The sequence below is a fragment of the Tepidimonas sp. genome (genome assembly GCF_036824975.1).
Taxonomy (GTDB): domain Bacteria; phylum Pseudomonadota; class Gammaproteobacteria; order Burkholderiales; family Burkholderiaceae_C; genus Tepidimonas.
The window spans coordinates 1-23,323 of sequence record NZ_DAISZC010000001.1; the positions used below are offsets into that span (position 1 = coordinate 1).

At 67.4% G+C, this 23,323-nt stretch carries 18 protein-coding genes; 2 read left to right on the plus strand and 16 right to left on the minus strand.

Annotated elements, in window-relative coordinates; genetic code table 11:
* Positions 1-125: 125 nt before the first annotated feature.
* Both V7Z54_RS00005 and V7Z54_RS00010 read right to left on the minus strand, forming a co-directional pair.
* On the minus strand, positions 126-626 hold the full coding sequence (locus tag V7Z54_RS00005; RefSeq protein ID WP_334133446.1) for a MaoC family dehydratase: 501 nt from the start codon (positions 624-626) through the stop codon (positions 126-128).
* A gap of 206 nt (positions 627-832) precedes the next feature.
* On the minus strand, positions 833-1,798 hold the full coding sequence (locus V7Z54_RS00010) for an alpha/beta hydrolase (protein WP_334133447.1): 966 nt from the start codon (positions 1,796-1,798) through the stop codon (positions 833-835).
* A gap of 250 nt (positions 1,799-2,048) precedes the next feature.
* Here V7Z54_RS00010 and V7Z54_RS00015 point away from each other — a divergent pair, with 250 nt between their 5' ends.
* Entirely contained in the window at positions 2,049-3,197 is a 1,149-nt protein-coding gene (locus V7Z54_RS00015; protein WP_334133448.1) for an iron-containing alcohol dehydrogenase, read from the plus strand.
* A 102-nt stretch (positions 3,198-3,299) separates the two neighbouring features.
* Here the strand turns inward: V7Z54_RS00015 and V7Z54_RS00020 are convergent, their stop codons facing one another.
* The 4 genes from V7Z54_RS00020 to V7Z54_RS00035 all read right to left on the minus strand — a co-directional run bounded on the left by V7Z54_RS00020 (position 3,300) and on the right by V7Z54_RS00035 (position 8,608).
* Positions 3,300-4,505, minus strand: a complete 1,206-nt coding sequence (locus tag V7Z54_RS00020) for a phospholipase (RefSeq protein ID WP_334133449.1) — start codon at positions 4,503-4,505, stop codon at positions 3,300-3,302.
* A complete protein-coding gene (locus V7Z54_RS00025) occupies positions 4,505-5,308 on the minus strand; it encodes an HDOD domain-containing protein (protein WP_334133450.1) in 804 nt (267 codons plus the stop codon). The genes V7Z54_RS00020 and V7Z54_RS00025 overlap by 1 nt, the downstream gene beginning before the upstream one ends.
* Positions 5,309-5,318: 10 nt before the next feature.
* The gene (locus V7Z54_RS00030; protein WP_334133451.1) at positions 5,319-6,146 is read right to left on the minus strand and encodes an HDOD domain-containing protein; all 828 of its coding nucleotides are present in this window, start codon (positions 6,144-6,146) and stop codon (positions 5,319-5,321) included.
* Positions 6,147-6,265: 119 nt separating this feature from the next.
* Positions 6,266-8,608, minus strand: coding sequence for a Tex family protein (locus V7Z54_RS00035; protein WP_334133452.1), 2,343 nt, complete (start codon positions 8,606-8,608; stop codon positions 6,266-6,268).
* Positions 8,609-8,734: 126 nt separating this feature from the next.
* Between V7Z54_RS00035 and V7Z54_RS00040 the strand changes: the two genes are divergently transcribed.
* On the plus strand, positions 8,735-11,245 hold the full coding sequence (locus tag V7Z54_RS00040) for a chemotaxis protein CheW (RefSeq protein WP_334133453.1): 2,511 nt from the start codon (positions 8,735-8,737) through the stop codon (positions 11,243-11,245).
* 39 nt (positions 11,246-11,284) lie between these two features.
* Here the strand turns inward: V7Z54_RS00040 and V7Z54_RS00045 are convergent, their stop codons facing one another.
* The 10 genes from V7Z54_RS00045 to V7Z54_RS00090 all read right to left on the minus strand — a co-directional run bounded on the left by V7Z54_RS00045 (position 11,285) and on the right by V7Z54_RS00090 (position 23,313).
* Complete coding sequence (locus tag V7Z54_RS00045) at positions 11,285-12,193, minus strand: SDR family oxidoreductase (protein ID WP_334133454.1); 909 nt, start codon at positions 12,191-12,193, stop codon at positions 11,285-11,287.
* Between the two features lie 22 nt (positions 12,194-12,215).
* Positions 12,216-13,238 carry an NADP-dependent oxidoreductase gene (locus V7Z54_RS00050; RefSeq protein WP_334133455.1) on the minus strand — a complete coding sequence of 341 codons (1,023 nt, stop codon included), beginning with the start codon at positions 13,236-13,238 and terminating at the stop codon, positions 12,216-12,218.
* A 115-nt stretch (positions 13,239-13,353) separates the two neighbouring features.
* Complete coding sequence (locus V7Z54_RS00055) at positions 13,354-13,812, minus strand: PaaI family thioesterase (RefSeq protein WP_443082394.1); 459 nt, start codon at positions 13,810-13,812, stop codon at positions 13,354-13,356.
* A 19-nt stretch (positions 13,813-13,831) separates the two neighbouring features.
* Complete coding sequence (locus V7Z54_RS00060; protein ID WP_334133457.1) at positions 13,832-14,623, minus strand: SDR family oxidoreductase; 792 nt, start codon at positions 14,621-14,623, stop codon at positions 13,832-13,834.
* A gap of 94 nt (positions 14,624-14,717) precedes the next feature.
* Positions 14,718-16,559, minus strand: a complete 1,842-nt coding sequence (locus V7Z54_RS00065; protein WP_334133458.1) for an acyl-CoA dehydrogenase — start codon at positions 16,557-16,559, stop codon at positions 14,718-14,720.
* A 1-nt stretch (position 16,560) separates the two neighbouring features.
* Positions 16,561-17,736: an acetyl-CoA C-acyltransferase gene (locus V7Z54_RS00070; RefSeq protein WP_334133459.1), complete on the minus strand. Its 1,176-nt coding sequence runs from the start codon at positions 17,734-17,736 to the stop codon at positions 16,561-16,563.
* 52 nt (positions 17,737-17,788) lie between these two features.
* Positions 17,789-19,906, minus strand: a complete 2,118-nt coding sequence (locus tag V7Z54_RS00075) for a 3-hydroxyacyl-CoA dehydrogenase NAD-binding domain-containing protein (RefSeq protein WP_334133460.1) — start codon at positions 19,904-19,906, stop codon at positions 17,789-17,791.
* Between the two features lie 327 nt (positions 19,907-20,233).
* Positions 20,234-20,932: an ABC transporter ATP-binding protein gene (locus V7Z54_RS00080; protein WP_334133461.1), complete on the minus strand. Its 699-nt coding sequence runs from the start codon at positions 20,930-20,932 to the stop codon at positions 20,234-20,236.
* A gap of 70 nt (positions 20,933-21,002) precedes the next feature.
* Positions 21,003-21,800, minus strand: coding sequence for an ABC transporter ATP-binding protein (locus V7Z54_RS00085; protein ID WP_334133462.1), 798 nt, complete (start codon positions 21,798-21,800; stop codon positions 21,003-21,005).
* A gap of 214 nt (positions 21,801-22,014) precedes the next feature.
* On the minus strand, positions 22,015-23,313 hold the full coding sequence (locus V7Z54_RS00090) for a branched-chain amino acid ABC transporter permease (protein WP_334133463.1): 1,299 nt from the start codon (positions 23,311-23,313) through the stop codon (positions 22,015-22,017).
* Between the last annotated feature and the right edge of the window lie 10 nt (positions 23,314-23,323).

Consider the following 23,323-nt stretch of genomic DNA (forward strand, 5'->3'; position numbering starts at 1 on the left):
GGCGAAGGTCTGAATGCCGATGGGCAGCTTCTTGCGGCGCATGGGGGCATTATGCTGCTTGGGAAGCGCAAGACCCAGGACCTGCTGCTCAATGCGCCCACTGGCGTGATCATCCCGGCGCGCCCTCAACAGGACGCGCGCGACGGTGCCGGTTCACGGCGGCGGAACATGCCCCAGCCCTCCATGTGCAGCACCTTGTCGCCGTGCTGGTTGAACAGTTCCCACACGGTGCGCACCAAGCCCACGTCGGGTCGTTTGCTCATCGGACGTTTGTCGGTGATGGTGTGGCGCAGCCGCAGTTCGTCGCCAGGGAACACGGGTTTGAGCCACTTCAAGCTCTCCAGCCCTGGTGACCCCAAGCTGGATGTGTCGTGCAGAAAATTCGTCACCATCAACCGCATCGCCAGTGCACAGGTGTGCCAGCCGCTGGCACACAGAGCACCGAACACCGAATGGCGCGCCACCTCGGCGTCCAGGTGAAAAGGTTGCGGATCGAACTGCCGCGCAAAGGCAATGATTTCTTCCTCGGTCACACGCAAGCTGCCCAGCTCGCGTGAGTCGCCAACGGCAAGGTCTTCCCACCACAGGCGGATGTCGCGGGTGGATACGGGGTGGACGGTGGCCATGATACTCCTCACTACTCCGTCTTTGCTGCGAACATCGCTGCTCGACTCCACGCGGGCCGTCACAGGGGAGACGGCGAACGGGACGTTGGCTAGCAGCGGCAGCCACAGCACATCAGGCTATCCCCCTGGCCTGTCACTGTCCAGTCCCCGGTGTCGCAGTCGTCGAACGGACAGCGTTGAACGCATCGTGCCCCGGTTGTCACGTGTCAACTTTCACCCCAAGCCCGCCGCAAGGCCCGCGCGGCGTCCTGATGGGCATGCAGCGCCTCAGGAATCACGCGGCCCATTTTGATGAACTCGTGCGTGACGCCACGGTAGATCTCCAGCTCCACGGGCACCGCAGCCAAACGCAACGCATCGGCCAGTTGTACGCCTTCGTCCACCAACGGGTCACATTCCGCCAGGCCTATCCACGCAGGCGCCACCCCCTCGAAGTCGGGCGCCAGCAGGGGGGCAAAACGCCAGTCCTGGCGCTGCGCATCGTCAACATACTGGCGGAAAAACCACTGGATGGTCTCCGCCTCCAGCACGAAGCCGTGCGCAAAGCGGCGGTGCGACGGGGTGTCTTGCCACGCAGTGCAGCCGGGGTAGAACAGCAGCTGCAACGCCAGCGCCCACCCGGCATCGCGCGCCTGCAGCGCCGTCACCACGGCCAGCGTACCCCCCGCACTGTCGCCGCCGATGGCGATGCGCGTGGGGTCCAGACCCAGCCCCTGCGCTGCCCCACGTAGCCAGCCCAATGCATCGAAGGCGTCGTTGACGGCGGTGGGAAACCGATGCTCTGGCGCCAGCCGGTACTGCAGCGACAGCACGGCACAGCCGGCCAAGTGCGCCAGATGCCGGCACAGCGGCGCGTGTGTACGGACACTGCCCACAGCAAAACCGCCGCCGTGCAGATACAACAGGACGGGCGGTGGCGCGGCACCGGCTGGCCGGGGCGGCACCACCAGCTCGGCGTGTAGCGTTGCCCCGTCACGGGTAGGCACCGCGCAATCCTGCGCGCGCGCCATGCGCTGCAGCGGCACTTCCAGCACGTTGGCGCCGGCTTCGTAAAATGCCCGTGCCTGCGCCGGTGTGAGCGCGTGCAACGGTGGCCGCCCGGCGCGCGCCATGCGATCCAGCACGGCACGCATCGCAGGCGTGAGCAGCTGACGGGGATTGGCGTGGGTCATGGGCGCGATTGTCGCGCGGGATCGTGGGCGCGCTCGCGCCCCGATGGGCGGCACCCCGGATAAGCCGCTGCGCATCAAACCCCGCGCCCCCAATGACGCGCGCGGGCACCGAGGCCAGTCCGCGGTGGCTCTCGGCTCGGTGGTACTGGCGCACACCGCTGCCTGTGCTTTCTGTCACCGACGCGCCTGAGCGCCCCCATGCCGCGCGCTACAGTGATGCTCATCTAAATACGGGCACGAGGAGACAGGGATGGCCGAGATCCGCTACTTGACGACGATTCAGTTCGAGTACGGTGCGCTGCGTCTGCTGCGCAGCGAATGCGCGCGCATGGGCATCACCCGCCCGCTGGTGGTGACCGATGCCGGCGTATGCGCGGCTGGGCTGCTGGCGCGGCTGCAAGCTGCCCTGGCAGAGGGCGGCTCCACCTTGCCCCACGCGGTGTACGACGCCACCCCGCCCAACCCGACCGAGGCAGCCGTGCGCGCGGCCGCAGCCCTGTACCGCGAAGCCGGTTGCGACGGGCTGATCGCCCTGGGTGGGGGCAGCGCGATCGACTGCGCCAAGGGGGTGGCGATTGCCGTTGCGCACGACGGGCCGCTGAAGACCTACGCCACCATCGAAGGCGGCTCGCCACGCATCACCGAGCGCGTGCCGCCACTGATTGCGGCGCCCACCACTGCCGGCACCGGCAGCGAGGTCGCCCGCGGTGCCATTCTGATCGTCGATGACGGCCGCAAACTCGGCTTTCACAGCTGGTACCTGCTGCCGAAAGCCGCGATTCTGGACCCGGAGCTGACGCTGGACCTGCCGCCAAGGCTGACGGCGGCCACTGGCATGGATGCCATCGCGCACTGCATCGAAACCTTTCTGGCGCCGACGTTCAACCCGCCGGCCGACGGCATCGCGCTGGACGGCCTGGAGCGCGCCTGGGCCCATATCGAGCGCGCCACCCGCAACGGCCATGACCGCGAGGCACGGCTGCAAATGATGAGCGCCAGCATGCAGGGTGCCATGGCCTTCCAAAAGGGGTTGGGCTGTGTGCACTCGCTCAGCCACAGTTTGGGGGGCCTGCGGCCAGACCTGCATCACGGCACGCTGAACGCGATATTTCTGCCGGCGGTGCTGGCCTTCAACGCCGAGGCCGACAGCGTGCGGCGCGAACGCCGACTGGAGCGCATGGCGCGCGTCATGAGTCTGAGCGGGCCGCAGGCGATCGGCCCGGCGATTCGTGCGCTCAACGCCCGGCTGGGGCTGCCCTCGGGTCTGGCCGAGCTGGGCGTGACTCCCGACCTGTTCGAGCGCATCATCGACGGCGCAGTGGCCGATCACTGCCACAAGACCAACCCGCGGCTGGCCACACGCGAGGACTACCGGGCGCTGCTCGAGGCCTCCATGTAACGGGCCACCGCGCAACCCGCACCCAACCGCGCCCCAGAATCCGACGGCGCGGCCCGCCCGACGGCAACCGGTACGCCGTCGGTCTCACGCAACTCACCCTCCTCACAGCGGCTCAACGCGCGCCGGGTTTGGCCTCTGGAGCCAGGCGGCGAACTCATCGGCCAGCCGCTGCGCCTCGCGCACCGCCGTCTGCCAAGCCTGCATGCGCTCGGCCAGCCGGTGGCCATAGCGCGCAAAGTCGGTGCGATCGGGCAGCTTGCCGTTGGGCAGGCGGCTTGCCCACTGCGGATCGGGCGCCAGCACGATCGTGTGATCGAGCGCGGCTGTGGGGCGGTGGCGCCAGCGCAGCCCTTTGTCGAGCCAACCCGGCACCACCTGCCGCTGAAAGTGCGGGTACAGCACCAGACCGCGTTCGGCGCGCCAGCGCAGGTGCAAGTGATAGTCGGTGATGCCACCATCCCAATACGCCCCCGGGGGTGCGTGGGGAATGTCGTGCACCGCCCGCAGCGCAAACGGAATGGAGCAGCTGGCCTGCACCGCGGGCATGAAGTTGTCGGCGCGCAAAGGCACCTGGCGCGTGCGAAAGTCACGCGCATCGAACGGCAGCGGCGCCAGCGCACCGTCAGACCCACTGGGGGTCAACGGAACACCGACAGTGGTCTGTGGCCATGAGACGTCTCGCACGGCCTCGGTGTCTGCCGCCTGCGATGCAGGCATGGCCGCCGGTGCACCGCCAGATGCGGCGGGCAGCGCCGTCGAAAACACGACGCGCTCCAGCCACAGCCCTAGGGCACCGCGCTGCACCACGTTGGTCAACGACGCACCCAAGTAGCCCAACGGGGTGCGCCAGCGCCCTTCGCGCGCCAGCAGGTGCCGGCCCCGCGTGGTCAGCACGTGCAAGCGGTAGCGCGGGTGCTGCAGGATCTCGTGCAACCGGGTGCCGAAAAAGGCCCGCAGATTGGCCGCGAAGACGGCGCTGACGTGCTCCGGCGTCGGCATCCGGCGACCGGGTTCGACCACGTAGTCCTGGGCGATGTAGTCGCGCTGCAGCCGCTCGAATGCGGCCACGGCATCGTGCAGGCAGGCGGTGGCCATGCGCCAGGCGCCGATCGAGGCGCCCACCAGATCGATGGGCTGCGCGCTGCCGGCCAGCCACTCGCCGAAGATGAAGCGGTCCAGGGGCCCCAGGATCAGCCCCTTGGGGCCGCCAGCCGCTGCGGCCACGATGCCCACCGCCTCGACACTCAGGCCATGCTGCCGGATGTGCTTCAGGGCCGCCGCTCCGGCGTACAGACGCAGCGCGCGCATCAAATACCTCCCTCCGGCAATACCGTCGGATCGACCAGAAAATCCGGATCGATACCGAGAAGTTCAGCGATCGCATCCGGATACGTGTGGATGAGCTGGTCGCGCGCATTGCCTTGCATCCACACCCGCGCGCGCCATGCGGTCAGGTGCACCACAGCGGCCAGCGGCTCCACCGGCTCGGCCACCAGGGGCTCCAGATGCTGGGCGATGGCCAGCACCAGCAGACGTGGTAGACGCCAGTGCTCGCACAGCGCCGCGCCCACTTCGGCATAGGAGTAGCCCAGGGTTTCATATTCCAGCGCCGGGCGCGGCAGTGTCCACCAGGCGGCGCGCCGTTGCAGCTCCAGCATGACTGTGGCCTGCAGCTGGTGCATCACCAGCTCTCCCACCGCGTGCAGCAGTGCGGCCGTGAAGGCCACGTTATCGTCCAGGCGCCGTGGCGCGCATAAGCGTCGCGCCAGCGACGCCGCTGCAACGCTGTAGGCCCAGAAGCGCTCCAGATCGATGCCAGCCGGCGCCGGAAAGCGGCTCTGCACGGCGGCAGCCAGCACCAGCGCGCGCACCCGGTTCAACCCCAGCACCAGCACCGCCTCGCGCACGCTGTGCACCGGCCGCAGCAGCCGGAAGAAGGCCGAATTGGCCTGCCGCAGCAGGCGCGCCGCCAGTGCCGGATCGCGTTCGACCGCCTCGGTCACCTCCGTCACCTCGACATCGTCGCGCCCGAACGTGCGGATGAGTGTGGCCGCCACCTCGGGCACCACCGGTAGGGCCTCGGGCCGCTGCAACAGCGCCTGCAGACTCATGGAGGGCAACTCAGTGCAGGAACGCAGCCAGCTCACCGGCCGAGGTCCATTCTTGGGGGTCCTTGTCCAACACGGTCTCCAGGCTCAGACCAAGCAGGATCGCCACCACGTCTGGGAAGGTGGCTGCCATCGCGGCGCGGTCGAGGTTCATCTCCTGCGCGCGTGCGCGCCACGACGCCATGTGCACCACCCCCGCCAGCGGCTCGTAGAGGTCGCCTTCGAACGGCACCAGCTGGTGACGCAAGGCCGTGACGATGGTGTCGGGGAAGTCCCAGCGCTGCGCAAACGCGGCGCTGACATCGGCATAGGTGTAGCCCAGCACGCTGCGCTCGACCTCGGCGCGTTTGAGGTCGAAGGGTGAGACGCGCCAGTCGATCTTGGCGACGACGTCCGGCATGCCGATGTGCATGACCAGATCGCCCACCGCATGCACCAGCCCGGCGGTGAACGCGGCGCCCTCGGGTAGCTTCAGGCTGCGCGCCAGCGGCCGGCAGATCTTGGCGGTGTTGAGACTGTAGCGCCAGAACTGCTCCAGATTGACGCCCGGCACCTGCCGGAAGCTGCTGCCCAGCGCCACCGCTTGCACCAGAGTGCGCAAATGGTTGAAACCGAGCACGGTGATGGCCTCACCGACGCTGTCGATCTGCCGGGTGAGCCCGAAAAAGGCCGAATTGGCGAGCTTGAGCAGCCGCGCCGTCAGGCCTGGGTCGGTGGCCACCAGCTCGGCGATACGCCGGGCATCCGGGTCGTCGCGGTTGAGCTCCGCGGTCACCTCCGAGACGACGCGCGGGATGCTGGGTATGGCCTTGGCCTGGTTGAGCAGTTCATCCAGAGTCATGGTATCCGAGATTATGCGGGCAGTCCGCATGCACGCCCAAAGCACGGGCACGACAGACGGACTGCGGCCACGCGCGGCTCTGCGCAGGGGTGCAGGCGCCGACCCGACACGCCCCTGCCTTAGCGGGAGCTGCGCTGTTGCAAGCGGGCAAACGCCTGGGCCATGGCGGTGGCAGCGCTCGCCGGTTGTCGACGGCCACGCTGCAGCTCGCGCGCACGTGCGCCGTCGCTCAGACCGCGAGCGCCCATCCCCGGCGCGGCGGCGTCGAGCCGCATGCTCAGCGCGATGCGCCGGCGCGCCGCATCCACCTCCAGCACCTTGACACGCACGATGTCACCGGCCTTGACGACGGCGCGGGCATCGGCCACGTAATGGGCCGCCAGCTGACTGACATGCACCAGACCGTCCTGGTGCACGCCGACATCGACGAAGGCACCAAACTGCGCCACATTGGTCACCACCCCTTCCAGCACCATGCCGGGCCGCAGGTCGGTGAGTTCATGCACCCCCTCCTCGAAGCGCGCCACGCGGAACTCGGGCCGGGGATCGCGACCGGGTTTTTCCAGCTCCGCCAGGATGTCGCGCACCGTCACCACGCCAAAGCGCTCGTCGGCCACGGCCTCGGGCTTGAATCGCCGCAGCACCTCGGCCCTGCCTAACACGGCCTCGATAGGCTGCCCCGCCGCCGCCAGGATACGCTCGACCACCGGATAGGTCTCCGGATGCACCCCGGTCATATCCAGCGGGTTGTCGCCACCGCGGATGCGCAGAAAACCCGCGCACTGCTCGAAGGTCTTCGGCCCCAGACCGCTGACTTCCAGCAGCTGCTGGCGATTGCGAAACATGCCATGCGTGTCGCGCCAGCGCACCACGGCGCGCGCGCTGGCGGCCGACAGACCCGCCACCCGGGTCAGCAAGGGCACGCTGGCGGTGTTGACGTCCACGCCCACCGCGTTGACACAGTCTTCCACCACCGCATCCAGCGCGCGCGCCAGCGCGCTCTGGTTGACGTCGTGCTGGTACTGGCCCACACCAATGCTTTTCGGGTCGATTTTGACCAGTTCGGCCAGCGGATCCTGCAGACGGCGCGCGATGCTCACCGCTCCACGCAGACTCACGTCCAGCTCGGGCAGCTCCTGCGCGGCCAGCTCGCTGGCGCTGTAGACCGACGCACCGGCTTCGCTGACCACCACCTTCTGCGGCAGCCGGCCGCCGCCGTGCCCGCGCAGGCGCTGCAGCAGCGCCTCCACCAGACGATCGGTCTCGCGGCTGGCCGTGCCGTTGCCGATGGCGATCAACTCCACGCCGTGACGCAGCACCAGCGCACCCAGCGTCGCCAGCGCCCCCTCCACGTCGCGGCGCGGCTCAAACGGATACACGGTGGCGGTGTCCACCACCTTGCCAGTGGCATCCACCACAGCCACCTTGACGCCGGTGCGGATACCCGGATCGAGCCCCATCGTGGGGCGCGGCCCCGCCGGGGCGGCCAGCAGCAGGTCGCGCAGGTTGGCACCAAACACCTGGATGGCCACCGCCTCGGCCGCCTCGCGCAGACGAGTAAACAAGTCACGCTCGATCGACAGGCTGAGCTTGACCCGCCACGTCCACGCCACGCAACGACGCAGCCAATCATCCGCAGCACGCCCCTGATGCGACCAGCCCAGCAGCCCCGCCAGTCGCCCCTCGGCCAGCGACGGCTGCCCGGGCAGCGGCTCCTGCGGCTGCACCAGCCGCAGATCGAGCACCTCCTGCGCACGCCCCCGAAACATCGCCAGTGCGCGGTGCGACGGCACGCGGGCGATGGGCTCGTCGTGCTCGAAGTAGTCGCGAAACTTGGCCACTTCGGGGTCGTCTGGGTTGCGCGCCTCGATGCGGCGGCTACGCAGCAGGCCCTCGGCCCATAGCCACTCGCGCAGCGGCTGCACGATGGCCGGGTCTTCGGCCCAACGCTCGGCCAGAATGTCGCGCGCACCGTCCAGCACCGCCGTCACGGTGGTGAAATCGCTGCCGTCTTCGCCCACAGTTGGTTTGACGTAGGCCTGCGCTGCCACCTGCGGGTCCTGCGTCGGGTCGGCCCACAGGGCGTCAGCCAGCGGCTGCAGCCCCGCTTCGCGCGCGATCTGTCCCTTGGTGCGGCGCTTCGGTCGATAGGGCAAGTACAGGTCTTCCAGCTCCTGCTTGCTGGCGGCGGCGTCGATGGCCGCCTGTAGCGCGGGGGTGAGCTTGCCCTGTTCCGCGATGCTGCGCAGGACAGCGGCGCGGCGCTCCTCCAGCTCACGCAGGTAGGCCAAGCGCTGCTCGAGCTGGCGCAGCTGCGTGTCGTCCAGACCACCGGTGGCCTCTTTGCGGTAGCGGGCGATGAAGGGAACGGTGGCGCCGCCGTCGAGCAGGTCCACCGCGGCCTGCACCTGGGCGACGCGCACGCCCAGTTCCTCGGCGATGCGTTGCGTGATCGTGCTCATGGATGAGAGGGTTGCTCCAGGAGCGCGCGAGTGTGCCACAGGCCCGCGGGCACGTCGCTTGCTACCGGAGAGCACGACCGCAGGCCGCCCCTGCATCCCTGCTCCCGGCCCGGCCGGCATCACCCTATGACCCCCATCGCTGTCGACAACTACCTTCCGTACATGCCCGACGTCACGCGCTGCGAGACGTCGCTGCGCGAGCTCAACCTCATGTGGCGCCTCATCGAGTCGACCGCCCGCATGGTCTGCCCGACCGAAGCACGTGCCATCCTGCCGACCATCGCCGCCACGCGGGCCGGCTTCGACCGCCTGGAGCAGGAGCTGGTCCGCAGCCTGGTGTCAGAGAAGATCGGGCGCGTGATGTCGGCCATCGCAACCCGAGCCGGTTACGTGATCGACATCGTGGTGCGCAACCTGTACGAACGCACCGCCGATGTCGGCTTCCTGGCCACCGACCGCGTGCTGTGCGACTACGTGGCCGGCCTGCAGCGCGACACCGACGCCGTGCGGGCCCGTCTGCGCTCGTACCGCAGCAAATACACGGTCTACGACGAAATCCTGCTGCTGGACGCGGACGGCAACGTCCTCGTGCAGACCGACCCCCTGCACGCGGTGGAAGGCACGCAAGATCCCCTGCTGGCCGAGGCACTACAAAGCGACGGCTTCATCCAGATTTTCCGCCCCACCGATCTTCGCCCCGGCGCGGGCCAAGCCCTGATCTACGCCCAGCGCATGCTGCACCCCCACAGCCACCAGCCGGTGGGCGTGCTGTGTCTGGTGTTTGGCTTCGAGGCGGAGATGGAGGGCATTTTCCGCAGCTACCGCGACCCGCGCGAGCGCTCGATCCTGTTGCTGCTGGATGGCGAATCCCGCGTGATCGCCACCTCCGACGCGCACTGGATCCCGTGCGGGGCGCGGGTTCCCACCAATCCGGACGGTGAGCCCAGCCTGCTCATGTATGCCGGCCGCGAATATCTGGTACAAACCCGCCGCGCCGAAGGCTACCAGGGGTACCACGGTCCGCACGGTTGGCAGGGGCAGGTCATGGTGCCCGTCGATTTGGCCTTCACTCGGGACGCCAGCGACCCGCTGGACGCGCTCGACCCCGCCCTCGCCGCCGGGTTGCTAACCCACGCGCGCCACTTCAGCCCGCCGCTGTATGAAGTCATGCGCGCCACCGAATCGATACGGCGCGTGGTATGGAACGGGCAGGTGGTAACGGCGGGGCAGAACGTCGATCGCCAGCGCCTCAAGACCATCCTCGACCAGATCAGCGAAACCGGAGCCCGCAGCAACACGCTGTTCGCCCAGTCGGTGCGCGACCTGTACGAGACGGTGCTGTCGTCCAGCCTGCAGCAAATTGCCTTCGTGGCGCAGCTGGCAGTTGATCTGCTCGACCGCAACCTGTATGAGCGCGCCGATGACTGCCGGTGGTGGGCGCTGACCCCGGAGCTGCGCACCGCATTGGCGCATCCCATTCCCGCGGCCGGTGCACAGGAGCGTCTGGGTCCGATCTTGCGCACCATCCATGTGCTCTACACCGTCTACGCGCGCCTGTACGTCTACGACCGGCAGGGGCGCATCGTCGCGCATTCCCACGACGGCAACGACGACAATGCCCTGGGGCGCAGCGTGGACGAAGACACCCTGCGGGCCGTTCTGGCGTTGCCCAGCGAGCAGCACTACCACGTCTCGCCATTTCGGGCCGACCCGTTGACCGACGGCGCACCGACCTACACCTACCACGCCGCGATCCGCCATCCGCAGGATGCCACCGAGGTGATCGGCGGCATCGGCATCGTGTTCCACGCGCGGCGCGAATTCGAGGCCATGTTGCGCGGTGCCATCAGCGGCCGTCCCGAGACCCACGCTTACTTTTTGAACCGTCGCGGTGAAGTGCTGTCCAGCACCGATGCCACGGTCGCGGTCGGATCGGTGCTGCCGGCCGCCACCCCCTGGCTGGATTTACCCAATGGGGAGACGGCCAGTCGTGTCGTGCGCCATGGCGACCGCTATGCCGTGCTGGGCGTCTCAGCGTCGCGCGGTTACCGCGAGTTCAAGACCAGCGACGGCTACCGGGAAGACGTACTCGCGGTCGTGATCGAATCGCTGGGTGAGGTACGCGAGGTGGGGCCGCGCCATGAAATGGCGCACGACGACTGGTGGACCCAGTCGGGTGGGCGCGGCGGCCGGGAATACGCCACGTTTTACTTGGCCGGCGAACTGTTCGCGCTGGACGCCGGCTGCGTGCGCGAGGCGGTGCCGGCGGACCGCATGACATCAACGCCCCCCGGCGGCCACCCGGCGCGGGTGGGTCTGCTGCCCCCAACCAGCAACATCGCCCGCAGCCACTTCATCTGGGTGTACGACCTGGCGCGCCTGTTGAGCCTGTCCGGAGCAGGTTCCGGCAGCCACGAGGGGCGCCAGATCATTCTGGTAGACCATCACGACGAGCTGTTCGGACTGCTGGTCGACGAACTGCACGCGGTGCCCGAATTCGAGGCCCACGAGATCGTCGAGGCTCCCTTCGGGGTGAGTCAGCACCAGCTCATCCAGCGCCTGATCCGCGCCCGCAACGCCACGGTGCTGATCGCCGTCATCGATGAGACGCGGCTGCATGAGGCCCTGACCCGCTGAGCGTGCACTGGCCGGGGCCGCGGGCGCCGTGGCCGGCCCTCAGCCGGCGTCCCGCAGCGCCGCCCGCAGCTGGGCACCTACCTCGGGGCGGTCGGCAAACGGATCGGGTGGGTTGGCGCCGTCCACGATGGCCTGCATGCGCTGCGCCACCGGGGCCAGCGCATGCGGGTGGCTGTAGATATAAAACTGGCCGTGTTCGATGGCCTCGAAGGTGCGCGCCGCGACCTCGGCCGCGGTCACCTTGCCGCTGGCGACCGCCTTCTCGCTCATCGCGCGGCCGATCAGCTGGCTGCGCGTCGCAGGAGCGCTGGACAGCGCCGCCGGCCGGTTGCGTTCGCTGTGGCTGATGCCGGTGGGCACGAAGTACGGGCACAGCACACTGGCCCCAATCTGGTCGGTGACCAGCCGCAGGTCCTGGTACAGCGTCTCGGTCAGCGCCACCACGGCGTGCTTGCTGACGTTGTAGACCCCCATGTTGGGCGGCGTCAGCAACCCGGCCATACTGGCCGTATTGACGATGTGCCCGCGCCAGTGGGAATCGGCCCGCGCCGCTTGCAGCATCATCGGCGTAAACAGTCTAACCCCGTGGATCACCCCCCACAGGTTGACGCCCAGCACCCACTGCCAGTCCGCTGGCGTACTTTCCCACAGCAGTCCGCCGGCCGCAACCCCGGCGTTGTTGAACACCAGATGCGGGGCGCCGAAGCGCGCCTGCACGGCCTCGGCCAGCACCTGCATTTGGGCTGCATCGGCCACGTCCACACAGCACGCCAGCACCGCCACCCCGGCCTGCTCCGTATCCTGGCGCACACGCTCCAGCGCATCCGCCTGCACGTCCACCAGCACCAGGTTCATGCGGCGCGCTGCCGCGATGCGCGCCAGTTCCAGCCCAAAGCCCGAACCCGCTCCCGTAATGACCGCCGTGCGGCCCTCGAACACACTCAGCATGCATGCGCTCCTGCCGACCGGGTCAATCGTCCACCAGCTTGACCAGCTGTTTGCCCAAGTTGCGTCCCTTGAGCAACCCCAGGAACGCTTCGGGCGCAGCGGCAATGCCGTGCGCGATGGTCTCGCGTGGGCGAAAGCGCCCGCTGCCAACCAACTCGCCCAGCTCGGCCAGCGCCTGCGGCCACACGTCCATGTGCTCGCTAACGATGAAGCCTTCGATGCGCATGCGGTTGATCAGAATCAGCGACGGGTTGAGCATGGGCAGAGGCTGGCCGTCGTAGCCGGCGATCATGCCGCACAGGGCCACGCGCGCAAACGCGTTGGCACGCAGCATCACCGCATCCAGCACAGTGCCACCTACGTTTTCGAAGTGGCCGTCGATGCCGTCCGGACAGGCCGCCTTCAGCGCCGCCGACAACGAGCGCAGGTCGGTGTACTCACGATAGTCGATGCAGTCATCAAAGCCCAGCTCATCGCGTACGTAGGCGCACTTGTCGGGGCCTCCGGCGATGCCCACCACCCGGCAGCCGCGCTGCTTGGCCAGCACACCCACGGCGCTGCCCACGGCACCGGCAGCGGCGCTGACCGTGATGGTCTGCCCTGCCTTCGGCTGGATGATTTTGACCAGCCCGTACCACGCCGTCACACCGGGCATGCCCACCGCACCCAGGTAGTGGCTGGGGGGAATGCGCGAAACGTCGACCTTGCGCAGCGCGCCGGGCGCGTCGCCGTCGACCACACTGTACTCTTGCCAGCCACCCATGCCGACCACCCAGTCACCCGACGCGTGGCGCGGGTGGCGGCTCTCCACCACCTGTCCCACGGTGCCGCCGATCATCACCGCATTGAGGGGCTGCGGCGCGGCGTAGCTTTTGCCTTCGTTCATGCGCCCGCGCATGTAGGGGTCGAGGCTGAGGTAGTGGTGCCGCACCAGCACCTGCCCCTCGGCCAACGGCGGCGTCTCGCTTTCGACCAGGCGAAAGTTGTCGACAGTGGCTTCGCCCTGAGGGCGGCTGACGAGCCAGATTTGACGGTTGATCGGCATCGGTGTGTCCTCGTAGAGATGTCAGTGAACTGACGGAAAACGGCCAACGGCGCAGTGCTGGCACGATACGGTGGCGGTCGCGCGCACCCCAATGTGAAGCGGCAATCCCGTGTCTTCAGGCACCGGACGGCGGCACGTGCGCCGCTGGCGGCACCGGGGCAATTTGCAGCTCGTGCACCTCGCGCCCGCCCACGGGCAGCCGCCGCACGTAACGGAAGGTGCCGCTGGCGTGGGCGCACAGGCGATCGTGCCCGTCACGGATTTCACCTTCTGTAAACGCCAGCGTGGCGGTGCGGTGCAGCAGGCGGGCCGTGGCGCGCAGCGGGCCGCGCGCGGCCTGCAGAAAACTGGTCTTCATCTCGATCGTGACCACGCCCATGTCGCGCTGCACGCTGCGCGCCGCATGCGCCAGCGCCACATCCAGCAGCGTCATGCTGGCGCCGCCATGCACCACGCCAAACGAATTCAGATGCTGGGGCGCCGGCTCATAGATCAGCTCGGCCATCCCATCTTCCCAGCGCCGCAGACGAATGCCCAGCCATTGGACGAACGGAATGGGGACGCTGAAAGGCAAGTCCGGCGCGTCCAGCGCCTCAGCCCCCGATGACTGCACTGACGCCTCCGTCCACCGCCAGCCACTGCCCGGTGATGTGCTTGCCCGCATCGGAGGCCAACAGCACCACGGCACCCTTCAGATCCTCGTCGTCACCCAGGCGGTTCAGGGGGGCGGCTGCCGCCAGCCGCTGCTCGCCCATGGCCTGCAGCGTGCCGCGCGTCATCTTGCTGGGGAAGAAGCCCGGGCAGATGGCGTTGACCCGGATACCGTAACGCCCCCACTCCGCCGCCAGGGCGCGCGTGAAGTTGATCACCGCGCCCTTGGACGTGTTGTAGGCAATCGTCTTCATGTCCGGGGGATTGCCCCCCAAACCTGCAATGGAGGCGACGTTGATGATGCTGCCGCGCCGGCGCGGGATCATGCTGTGCCGCCCCACGAGCTGGCTGAGAATGAAGTAACCGCGCACGTTCAGGTTCATGACCTTGTCCCAGGCCTCGAGCGGGTGCTCTTCGGCCGCAGCCCCCCAGGCGGCGCCGGCGTTGTTGACCAGGATGTCCACATCGCCCAGACGCTGCAGGGTTTCGCTGACCAGACGCTGGATGTCGTCCTCGCGCGCACAGTCGGCCGCCACCCAGCGCGCGTCGATGCCCTGCGCCTGCAGTTCGGCGCAGGCTGCCTCCAGTTCGTCGGCCTTGCGCGCCGTCAGCAACACTTTGGCTCCCGCCTCGCCCAGCGCCTGGGCCATTTGCAGCCCCAAGCCGCGCGAGCCGCCGGTCACCAGCGCGGTGCGTCCGCTCAGATCGAAAAGGGTTTGAATCGTTCGGCTCATGATGTCGCTGTCTCCTACTGCGTCAATGGGGTGATCCGGGCTTTGGGTTTGGGTTTGGGTTTGCGCCATCGCGTCACCCCTTACCCTGGGGCCATCAAAACGCCTCTTCTGGCATGTCGGCACAGGTGCGATCGCGCGTGCGCACCACCGCCAGCCACGCGTCGATCTTGGGCAGCTCGTAACGGAAGAAGTACCGGCACGCCTGCCGCCGCCCCACGCTGGCAGCGTCACCGCCCGCGCTGGCCACCGCCACATCCATCCACAGCCAGGCGATGACTCCGTGCCCGAAGGCCTGCATATACGGCACCGCGTTGGCCAGGGCGCTGGCCGCATCCCCCGCCGCCCAAGCGGCGCGGACCGTGTCTTCGATACGCTCCCAAGCCCTCTGCAGCGCCGCCGCATACTCGGCCAGTTCCGCGTCCGCAGCCGCCCGCCGTGCGGTGTCGGTGATACGCGCGCGCAGTACACGCAGCGCCGCACCATCGTCCATCAGCACCTTGCGGCCCAACAGATCCAGCGCCTGGATACCGTGCGTCCCCTCGTGGATCATGTTCAGGCGGTTGTCGCGCCAGTACTGCTCGACGGGGAAGTCGCGCGTGTAGCCGTAGCCGCCATGGACCTGGATGGCCAAGCTGTTGGCCTCCAGGCACCACTCACTGGGCCAGCTCTTGGCAATCGGGGTCAACAGTTCCAGCAGCTGGTACGCCTGCTGCGCGGCTTCGGCGGTGCCAGTACGCTGCTCATCGACCAGTCGCGCGCAGTACAGCTCCAGTGCCAACGCGCCTTCGCAATACGCCTTTTGCGCCAGCAACATGCGCTTGACGTCGGCGTGCTCGATGATGCGCACCGGCGGCTGCGTCGGATCCCTGCCGGCCGGCCCGACCGGCCGGCCCTGCAGGCGCGTGCGCGCATAGTCCAGGCTGGCCAGGTAGCCCGCCATGCCCAACATGGTAGCCGCCATGCCCACGCCGATGCGCGCCTCGTTCATCATGTGGAACATCAAGCGCAGCCCCTGCCCTGGCTCACCAACGCGATACCCAATGGCGCCGCCGCCGCGCCCGTCGAGCCCCGGGGGGCGCACCGGGTAGCGCCCTTCACCAAAGTTCAGCAGCGTGTTGGGGGTGCCGCGCCAGCCGCACTTGTGATTGAGTCCCGCCAAGGCCACGTCGTTGCGCTCGCCCGTCAGGTTGCCATCCGCATCGACGAGCTTCTTCGGCACGATGAACAGCGAGATGCCCTTGACCCCGGGCGGCAGCCGGCCGTCCGGGCCGGGGATCTTGGCCAGCACCAGATGCACGATGTTATCGGTGAGCTCGTGCTCGCCGGCAGAAATCCACATCTTGTTGCCGCGCAGCCGATAGCGCGGCCCCAGTGGGTCGGCCTCGAAATCGTCGCCGTCGGGCACCGCGTGCGTGGTGATGTCGCTCAGGCTGGAGCCCGCCTGCGGCTCGCTCAGGCACATGGTCCCGGAAAAACGGCCGGCAAACTCGGGCAGCGCGAAGGCCCGCTGCTGCGCCCGCGTGCCGTGCGCTATCAGCAAGTTGGCGTTGCCCACCGTCAGCATGCCGGCGCCGATGCTGACCGACGCCGCGGCGAAAAAGGCGTTCCCCGCCGCCTCGACCACATACGGCAGTTGCATGCCGCCTATGGCGTAATCATGCGCGGCACTGAGCATGCCACTGGCCGCGTAGGCTTTCCACGCCTCATGGGTGGCCGCAGGCAGGATGACCCGCTCGCCGTCGAAGCGCGGCTCCTCAATGTCCACCAGCCGGTTGAACGGCGCGTACTTCTCGCGCGCGATGCGCTCGCAGGTGTCGAGCACCGCGTCGAACGTCTCGCGGCTGTGGTCGGCGTAGCGCGCCCGTGTGGCCAGGGTCTGCACCCGCAGCCACTCGTACAACAGAAAATCGATGGCTGCGCGCAAACCCTGGGCCATCTCACAGCACCTCGAAGACCCCGGCGGCGCCCATGCCGCCACCGATGCACATGGTCACGCACACCCGTTTGGCACCGCGCCGCTTGCCTTCGATGAGCGCATGGCCGGTCAGGCGCTGCCCACTCATGCCGTAGGGATGTCCGATGGCGATAGCGCCGCCGTTGACGTTGAGCCGCTCGTTGGGAATGCCCAGCCGGTCACGGCAGTAGATGACCTGCACCGCAAACGCTTCGTTGAGCTCCCACAGGTCGATGTCATCGACGGTAAGGCCGAGGCGCTGCAGCACCTTGGGCACCGCAAACACAGGACCTATCCCCATTTCGTCCGGCTCGCAACCGGCCACCGCAAAACCCAGGAAGCGGCCCAGCGGCTGCAGCCCCTTACGCTCGGCGACCTTTTCGTCCATCACCACGCAAGCGCCCGCGCCGTCGGAGAACTGGCTGGCGTTGCCGGCCGCCACCACCCCGCTGGGTAGGGCCGGCTTGATGTTGGCAATCGCCTCCTTGGTCGTGCCTTCGCGCAGACCCTCGTCGCGCGACACCGTGACCTCCTTGGTGATCAGCCCGCGCTGCGTGTCGTACACGCCCGCCGTGACGGTGATCGGCACGATCTCGGCGTCGAACTTGCCCGCCGCCGCCGCCGCACAGGCCTTTTGCTGGCTGGCTGCCCCGTATTCGTCCATGGCGTCGCGCGTTATGCCGTAGCGTTTGGCGACCTGCTCGGCGGTCTGCAGCATGCTCCAGTAGATCTCGGGCTTGCGCGCCAGCAGCGCCGGGTCCGTCATCATGTGCTTGTTCATCTCATTTTGCACGCACGAGATGCTCTCCACCCCGCCGGCCACGTAGATCTCACCCTCGCCCGCCATGATGCGCTGCGCAGCCAACGCAATCGTCTGCAGGCCCGAGGAACAAAAACGATTGACCGTCAGCCCCGAGACGCTCACCGGGCAACCCGCCGCCAAGGCAATTTGGCGCGCGATATTCCAGCCGGTGGCGCCTTCCGGGTTGGCGCAGCCCATGATGACATCCTCGACCTCGCCGGGGTCCAGGCGCGCACGCTCGATGGCCGCGCGCACCACGTGGCCGCCCAGCGTGGCGCCATGGGTCATGTTGAAGGACCCCTTCCAGCTCTTGGCCAGCGGGGTACGGGCGGTGGAGACGATGACAGCGTTGCTCATGGGGATTCCTCGTCGTTCGGTTCGGTCGTCGGGCGGCGCGGCACTCGCCCACTTACGCGGCGGCAAAGCCCTTGCCCTCGGCCACCAGGCGCCGGATCAGCGGCGCCGGCTGCCAGAAAGTGGCGTCGTCGTGCGGATTTTTTGCGAAGCGCTTCATCGCCTGCATCACGTTGAACAGGCCGAATTGCTCGGCGTAGTGCATGGGCCCGCCGCGCCAAGCCGGAAAGCCATACCCGGTCAGATACACCAAATCGATGTCGCTGGCGCGCGCGGCGATCTTTTCTTCCAGAATGTGCGCTCCCTCATTCACCAGCGCAAACACCAAGCGCTGCACGATCTCCTCGTCGCTGATCGTGCGCGGGGTGATGCCCAGCTCCTTGCGGTAGTCCTCAATCATCTGGTTGACCACCGGGCTGGGGATGGCGTCGCGTTTGCCGGGCTGGTAGTCGTACCAGCCAACGCCGGTTTTCTGGCCCAAGCGCCCCATTTCGCACAGGCGGTCGGCCACCTTGCTGTAGCGCAGATGCGGCTTTTCGACGTAGCGGCGCTTGCGGATGTACCAGCCCACGTCGTTGCCGGCCAGGTCGCCCATGCGGAACGGCCCCATGGCAAAGCCGAACTGCTCGATCGCGCGGTCCACCTGCTGCGGCGTGCACCCCTCCTCCAGCAAAAAACCGGCCTGGCGGCTGTATTGCTCGATCATGCGGTTGCCGATGAAGCCATCGCACACGCCAGACACCACACACGTTTTCTTGATCTTCTTGCCGAGCGCCATGACGGTGGCCAGCACGTCCTTGGCCGTGGCCTCGCCGCGCACCACTTCCAGCAGCTTCATCACGTTGGCCGGGCTGAAGAAGTGGGTGCCGATGACATCTTGCGGCCGCTTGGTGAACGCGGCAATCCGGTTGACATCCAGCGTCGAGGTGTTGGTGGCCAGAATCGCCCCCGGCTTCATGACGGCGTCCAACTGCTCGAACACTTGGCGCTTGACGGCCATATCCTCAAACACCGCCTCGATAACCAAGTCGGCGTCGCGGATGTCGTCATACGACAGCGTGGTGCGCAACAGGCCCAGGCGCTGCTCGGCCTGCTCGGATTTGAGCTTGCCTTTTTTGACCTGCCCTTCGTACACGGAGCGGATGTGGGCCACTCCGCGCTCCAGCGCCTCGGCCTTGGATTCGAGCAGGGTCACCGGCAGGCCGACGTTGAGGAAGTTGATGGCGATGCCGCTGCCCATGGTGCCGGCGCCGATGATGGCCACCGCGCGCACGGGGCGCTGCGGGGTGTCCTCCGGCACATCGGCGATCTTGCTAGCGGCCCGCTCAGCCACGAACAGGTGCCGCAACGCCATCGACACCGGCGTATTCATCAGGTTCAGAAACGTCTCGCGCTCGAAGGCCAGGCCGTCATCGAAGCGGCGCGTCGTGGCTGCCTGCACCGCATCGATGCATTTCAGCGGTGCCGGGTAGTGTTTGGCCTGCGCTCCCACCATGTTGCGCGCGAACTGGAAATACGCCTCCCCCTGCGGATGGCGGCACGGCAGGTCGCGCACGCGCGGCAGCGCCTCGCCCTGGGCGTGCCGGGCGGCCACTTCGCGCGCCAAGGCCAGCGCTTCCTCCAGCAGCGTCTCGGCGCTGGCAGCCATCTTGTCGAACAGCCGTTGCCCCGGCAGCGCCGCCAACTGTTCGGCCAGCACCGGCTCGCCGCTGACGATCATGTTCAGGGCGGGCTCCACGCCAATGACACGCGGCAGGCGCTGCGTGCCACCCGCCCCCGGAATGAGGCCGAGTTTGACCTCGGGCAGTGCCACCTTGGTGCCGGGCGCCGCAATCCGGTAGTGCGCGCCCAGCGCCAGCTCCAACCCACCCCCCATACACACCGAATGGACGGCCGCCACCACCGGCTTGGCACTGTGCTCCAGCGCCAGAATGACGCTGAGCAGATTCGGATCTTGATAGGCCTTGGGCGAGCCGAATTCCTTGATGTCGGCTCCGCCGGAAAAGGCCTTGCCCGCCCCGGTCAGCACGATGACCCGCACAGCGGGATCGTCGTTGGCGCGGTCCAGTCCCTGGGCAATCGCCTGGCGTGTGGACAGCCCGAGCCCGTTGACCGGCGGGTTGTCCAGCGTGATGATGGCCACGTCGCCGTGGACCTGGTAGTGAGCGGTCATGATGCCTCCTCGATGGCAAAACGGAAACAGAAGCGAACGATCGTTCGGTTTTAGGACATTCTAGGACGGTCCCGGCGCCGGTGGCCAGCGCCAACTGTCACCTGGGCGTCGCTCGGCGGGGCCCGGCGTCGGCGGCCACGGACCGTGCGGCGCCCCAGGCCGCCAAGCCCCCCGCGCATCCCCCCCGCTCACCCCGGCGGCATGCGCTTCGCGTCCTCGCTGGCACGGTGGCAAACCGGCATGGCCCACCCACCGCGCGGCCGCTCGATCCAGGCTTGCCTCACCGGTCACCACCACCGCAGCGGCGCACGCCCGTCGGTGCCGCCCTCACCGCACCTCCAGCCACTCGCGGCGCACGTAGGGGTTGGCTTTCAGCGCCGCCGGCGTGCCGTCAAAGACGATGGTGCCGTGCCCCATCACCAGCACGCGGTCGGAAATTTCCAATGCGATGGTGAGCTTTTGCTCGATCAACAGCACCGACACCCCCTTGGCCTTGAGCGCGCGCAGGTAATCGGCCACCTGCTCGACGATCTTCGGCGCCAGCCCCTCGGTCGGTTCGTCGATGATGATGAGGTCGGGATCGCCCATCAGCGTGCGGCACAGGGTCAGCATCTGCTGCTCGCCGCCCGACAGCACGCCGGCTTCGGTGTGCTGCCGCTCGCGCAGGCGCGGAAACATCGCGTACATGTCGTCGAAGCCCCAGCGCGAGCCCTTGCCATGGCCCTTGACCCCCAGCATCAGGTTTTGGTGCACCGTCAGCTTCGGGAATACATCGCGGCTCTCCGGCACGTAGCCGATGCCGCGGTGCGCCACTTCGTATGGTTTCAACCCGGTGATGCGCTCGCCCCGGAACCGGATATCACCTTCGGCATCCACCAGGCCCATGATCGCCTTGGCGGTGGTCGAACGGCCCGAGCCATTGCGCCCGAGCAGCGCAACGATCTCGCCCTCGCCCACCTGAAAATGCACCCCATGCAGCACATGGCTTTTGCCATAGAAAGCATGGAGGTTGTCGATTTGCAGCATCGCTGACATGTCTCGCAAAGGCAGTGGTCGGGAATGGCGGTAGCCCCGCCGACGGGACAAGCTGGCGGCTTCAGTGACTCACCTCCGCCGCTTGCTGGGCCGCCAACACCGAGCCCAGATAAGCTTCCTGAACCCGGGGGTTGGCACGTACCGCCTCGGGTGTATCGAATGCGATCACCTCGCCGTAGACGACGACGGCAATACGGTCGGCCAAACCGAACACGACGCCCATGTCGTGCTCGACCGTGAGCAACGTTTTGCCCTCGGTGACCTCGCGGATCAGCTCGATGAAACGGCGCGTCTCGCTCTTGCTCATGCCGGCGGTGGGTTCGTCGAGCAGGATGACGTTGGCGCCGCCCGCGATGGTGATGCCGATTTCCAGCGCCCGCTGCTCGGCGTAGGTCAGGTTCATGGCCAGCGTGTCGCGCTTTTTGTGCAGGCCGATGCGGTCGAGCAGCTCCTCGGCGCGCTCGTTGGCATCGTCCAGATCGGCCAAAAACTTGAGGAAGGTGTAGCGGTACCCCAGGCTCCACAGCACGCCACAGCGCAGGTTCTCGAATACGCTGAGCTTGGGAAAGATGTTGGTGATCTGGAAACTGCGGCTCAGTCCCATGCGGTTGATCTCGAACGGCTTGCGCCCATCGATACGCTGCCCGTTGAGCCAGATCTCCCCGCTGGAGGGCTCAAACCGCCCGGAGATCAGGTTGAACAGCGTGGACTTACCCGCCCCGTTGGGGCCGATGAGCGCCACGCGCTCACCGGGCTGCACCGCCAGATTCACCCCACGAATGATCTCCGCCTTGCCGAAACGCTTCCAGACATTGCGCAACTCCAGCACCGGCTGCGCAGCGGTTGGGTTGGCCTTCATGGTCCGACCTCCGCGCCATTGACGCCCGCCCTCCCGGCCAAAGTTGCGCACGCCGCACGCACCAGATCCCGCCCCGGCGCAGCGGACCGCCCGGCGCGCCAGCGGCACCCTATCGGCCCGTGCCCGCAGCCGATGGGCCGCAGACGCTGCAGGCAAGCGGCTTGAAGGCACCATCGCCCGTTCCCATGCCGGCATACGCCGTCGGCCATGCCTCTCATGCGATCATCTCCCGTCGCTTGATTTCTTTCTCGATGTCGGCCTGGATTTCATCCCAGTGGGCGCCGAAGTGCCTTCGCGCCAGCTCGAACAGTGCCGCACCGGTCACCATCACGAAGACGGCACCGAACCAGCTTTCGGCACGGCTGCTGTCCAGACGCACCCCCAGATACTCCACCGTGGAGCCGATGGCCGCGTTGAGTTGCAGGTGGTACACCATTTCGATCAGCGCGCCGGCGCCCAGCAGCGCCACCAGCCCTGTCACACCCAGCGCCAGATAACTCACCCACAGCTCACGCAACCGACCGAATGCCGCCACCCGCAGGTTCATCATGATGAGGCTAGCCAAGCCACCTGGGGCGTACATCACCATGAACATGAACACCAACCCCAGGTACAACAGCCACGCCTTGGTCAGTTCGGACAAAAACACCAGCGCCAACACCATCAGCACACCGCCAATAATGGGACCGAAGAAAAAGGTGGCGCCACCCAAGAACGTGAACAGCAGGTAGGCCCCCGAACGCAGCGGACTAACCACCTCCGCGGTGACGATCTCGAACAGAATCGCCCCCAGCCCCCCAGCGATGCCCGCGAAGAAGCCCGACAGCATGAACGCCAAATAGCGCACGATCTGGGTGTTGTAGCCGATAAACTCCACCCGCTCGGGGTTGTCGCGCACGGCATTGAGAATGCGGCCCAGCGGCGTGCGCGTAAAGGCATACATCGCCGCCACGCACACGTAGGTGTAGACCGCAATCAGGTAGTACACCTGCACCGTCGGACCGAAGGTGATACCCAGAAACGGCTCACCCACCACCCGGTCGGCGGTGATCCCGGCCTCGCCGCCAAAAAAATCGGAAAACATCAGCGACAGGGCAAACACCAGCTCGCCGACGCCCAGCGTGATCATCGCGAAGGCGGTACCGGCCTTGCGCGTCGTCACATACCCGAACAAGACCGCAAAAAACAACCCCGCCAGGCCACCCACCAGTGGAATCAGCGACACCGGCAACACCAGCTCACCCTGGGCTACCTTCAGCAACGTGTGGATAGCGAAATACGAACCCAGCCCGCTGTAGACGGCGTGCCCGAAGCTGAGCATGCCGCCCTGCCCAAACAGCATGTTGTACGCCAGGCAAGCGATGATCGCGATGCCCATCTGCGACAGCATGCTGATGGCCAGGTTACTGCTGAAGAGCTGGGGTGCCAGCAGCAACACCAAGGCAAACAGCGTCCAGATGATCCAGCGGCCGACGTTGTACGGCTTGAACGTGTAGTACGCGGTGGTCGTCATGACGGCAAGC